At 64.7% G+C, this 2,542-nt stretch carries 3 protein-coding genes; all 3 read right to left on the reverse strand.

Features of this window, described 5'->3' with window-relative positions:
* Positions 1-20: 20 nt before the first annotated feature.
* Positions 21-1,607 carry an IS66 family transposase gene (tnpC, locus tag NKJ72_RS30830; RefSeq protein ID WP_352480787.1) on the reverse strand — a complete coding sequence of 529 codons (1,587 nt, stop codon included), beginning with the start codon at positions 1,605-1,607 and terminating at the stop codon, positions 21-23.
* 69 nt (positions 1,608-1,676) lie between these two features.
* The gene (gene tnpB / locus NKJ72_RS30835; protein ID WP_352480788.1) at positions 1,677-2,030 is read right to left on the reverse strand and encodes an IS66 family insertion sequence element accessory protein TnpB; all 354 of its coding nucleotides are present in this window, start codon (positions 2,028-2,030) and stop codon (positions 1,677-1,679) included.
* Positions 2,027-2,440, reverse strand: coding sequence for an IS66-like element accessory protein TnpA (tnpA, locus tag NKJ72_RS30840; protein WP_352480789.1), 414 nt, complete (start codon positions 2,438-2,440; stop codon positions 2,027-2,029). Before tnpA ends, tnpB begins: the two co-directional genes overlap by 4 nt.
* Positions 2,441-2,542 lie beyond the last annotated feature (102 nt).

Raw genomic sequence — 2,542 nt, forward strand, 5'->3', positions numbered from 1 at the left:
GTAAGCGCGTCGCTGATCCCCTACGGATTTGGGCTTGACGCTTTTCGGAATCGCCAGGGCATGAGTTCCTCGATCTGGCTCTGCGGATGGCCGTTGATGATGGCGTCGAGGGTTTCGGCGAGGTAGGCGACGGGGTTGACGTCGTTGAGCTTGCAAGTGGCCACGATGGATGAGAGCAGCGCCCAATTTTCAGCCCCGACCTCGTGGCCCGCAAACAGGGCATTTTTTCTGGTCAAGCATACGGGCCGGATGGCGTTTTCGACGGGGTTGGTGTCAAGTTCGAGCCGGCCGTCGCCGAGGAAGCGGGTGAGCCCCTCCCAGTGGGCGAGCCCATAGCGGATGTCTTCGGCCAGCCTGGAGCCGGAGGAGATCATCGACAGCTGCTTCTCGAACCATGGTTTCAGGGCGGCGATGATCGGGGTGGAGTACTGCTGTCGGGCGGCGAGCCGAGCTTGTGGCGTCATGCCGCGCACCGTCGCCTCGACGGCGTAGAGCGTGGCGATCTGGCGCACGGCGGCTTCGGCGATCGGGGACTTGGTGTTGCGCGCCAGCTTCACAAAACGTCGGCGCAGGTGGCTCCAGCAATGGACGAGCAGCCATGGTCCTTGTGGCCGCTCCAGGCGTGTCAGCCGGTCATACCCCTCATAGGCGTCAACCTGCAGGAACTGCCCGCCGAAGCCTTGAAGGAAGCGTTCGGCATGCTCGCCGCCGCGCCCGGGCGCATAGTGGAACAGCACGATGGGCGGGCCTTGGCCACGGTGACTACGGTCATCCGAGGCGATTGCCCAGAAGAAGCCCTTCTTGACCTTCCCGCGTCCGGGATCGAGTACCGGCGCGGTGGTCTCGTCCATGAACAGGCGCTCTGCCGCAGCCAGATGCCCGCGCATGTGGTCGGCTATGGGCTTGAGATGGAAGCAGGCCCGGCCTGCCCAGTTGCCCAGTGTCGCCCGGTCCAGCTGGATGCCCTGGCGGGCGTAGATCTCGGCCTGCCGGTAGAACGGCAAGTGATCACCGAACTTGGCAACGATGACCTGGGCGATCAACGCCTCGGTCGGCAGGCCGCCGGGCACGATATGCTCGGGCGCATGCGCCTGCACGACCGCGCTCGAGCAGCGCCGGCAAGCGTATTTCGGGCGGCGCGTGACCAGCACGCGCAACTGCGCCGGGATTGCGTCGAGCCGTTCGCTGACATCTTCGCCGATCCTAGCCATCTCGCCGCAGCCGCAGGGGCACAGCGTGCTCTTGGGCTCGATGATCCGTTCCACTCGCGGCAGATGGGCAGGCAAGTGGCCACGATTGCGCTGGCGTGAACCGGAGGCGCCGTCCGAACGCCCCTGGATGACCCGCTGCGCCTTTTCCTGCGCGGCATCGAGCACGCCCTGCGCGATCTCCACGTCTTCGAGTGGCAGGTGGTATTGATCGGGATGCAGCTTCTCGGACTTGGCGCCGAACTTCTCGTGATTGAGCTGGCTGACGACGCTCTCCAGCCGGCGGCGCGCCTCCTCGGATGCAGCTAAGGCAGCCTGGTGCTCGGCCAGGGTCGCTTGCGTCTGGGCCAAGAGCGCCTTCAAACGCTCGTTCTCTTCCTGGAGAACCGTCAGATTCATGCACTAAATCAAGCACATGAGTGCCGATAACGCCATTGGAGACAAGGCACCTGAGTCACTGTGCCACACTCATCCGGCCAGCTGCGGACGCCGTGCCCGCTCGGGGCGAACCAGTCTCCAATCCAGCCCTTCGAACAAGGCCGCGAACATCGCCGGCGACATGCGCATCACGCCGTCGCGAACCTGCGGCCAGACGAACTTCGAGCCCTCGAGCCGCTTGTGAACGAGCACAAGGCCGGTGCGATCCCACACCAAAATCTTGATCCTGTCAGCCCTTTTGGCCCGGAAGACGAAGGCTGCCCCACAGAACGGGTCGAGGCCTAGCATCTCCTGCACAGCCAATGCCAATCCGTCCATGCCGCGCCGGAAGTCAACCGGCCGGGTCGCCACGTAGATCTTCAGATCGTTGCCCGGTGCAATCATCGCGAGGCCCGAACCGCTCGGATCACCTGCGACAGCTGCTCCACGTCAACCGCCGTTCGGATCACCATGTCGTCGATCACGATTTCCACCTTCGCCGGCGTCGATTTCGATGGCCTCATCCTCCGCTGAGGCGCCGATGTTTCGTCCACCATCAACTGCGCGAACATCGGCGCCATGCTTTCCGGCAGTGCCAGTTGTCCCTGACGAAGGCGACGCCGCCAATCGTAGACCTGCCAGCGGGTCGCGCCATGCTTGCGCGCGACCGCCGCCACCTGCACCCCCGGCATCAGGCTCTCGGCCGCAATCCGGGCTCTCTCGGCCTCCGAGCGAACCCGCCGTCCCGTTGGACCGTCCAGAACCTCGAGCCGGCCTGCGTAGCCAGCTGTTGGGACGTCCGAATGGACGTCCATTTTGCCGTCTGCTCCCACGTAGGCCCTCCGTCTCTCGCGATCGGGAGGATTCTTCGCACATTCACCTCATGCCCCGCACGAGGGGAGCGGCGTAGCGCTTAC

It is taken from the genome of Mesorhizobium sp. M0045 (genome assembly GCF_040323385.1).
In the GTDB taxonomy this organism is placed as follows: domain Bacteria; phylum Pseudomonadota; class Alphaproteobacteria; order Rhizobiales; family Rhizobiaceae; genus Mesorhizobium.